Source organism: Litoribrevibacter euphylliae, assembly GCF_042646085.1.
Lineage (GTDB): Bacteria > Pseudomonadota > Gammaproteobacteria > Pseudomonadales > Litoribrevibacteraceae > Litoribrevibacter > Litoribrevibacter euphylliae.
The window spans coordinates 1-512 of the sequence record NZ_JBHRSZ010000011.1; the positions used below are offsets into that span (position 1 = coordinate 1).

Consider the following 512-nt stretch of genomic DNA (forward strand, 5'->3'; position numbering starts at 1 on the left):
TGGATTCGGCTTCAAACAGAACAGAACCGTCTGAAGCAAAGACCTTCATGAGATATTCGGTACGAGTATTACCATCGGCATCGGTAAAGTTATTCGCCACTCGAGCCGCAACACCATCGTCAAGACTAGTAAACTGCAGATTCCCCCAACTACTGGACGGTACCCCAGAAGCCTGCTGAGCTGACAACAATGCACCGGTGGTTGTATCACGACCGATTAATCGTGCATTACTCCTATTACTGCTATTCGCTAACAGCACATCCCCTAGTTGAGAGACTTGTAGATCAGTGACTGTCCAATGATTGCCCTCACCGGATGGCGTGAAGTGCGTCCGATAGCTAACAGCTCCCGTACTCACATTACGATCCAAGATAATAATCCCTGTATTATAGGTGCCAATATAGACCTGCTTACTGTCAGGGCTTTCTATTAGCTTGGCCACCAACCCAAGAGGGCCATACACTGACGCACTACCATCTGACGAACCAATGTACGCTTGGCTGTTATCCCAC

At 48.4% G+C, this 512-nt stretch carries 1 protein-coding gene; it reads right to left on the minus strand.

The genetic code is table 11. The annotated features are described in order from the left end of the window. The coding region (locus ACFOEK_RS21180; RefSeq protein WP_386723491.1) for a hypothetical protein at nucleotides 1–512 on the minus strand (512 nt) is incomplete at both ends.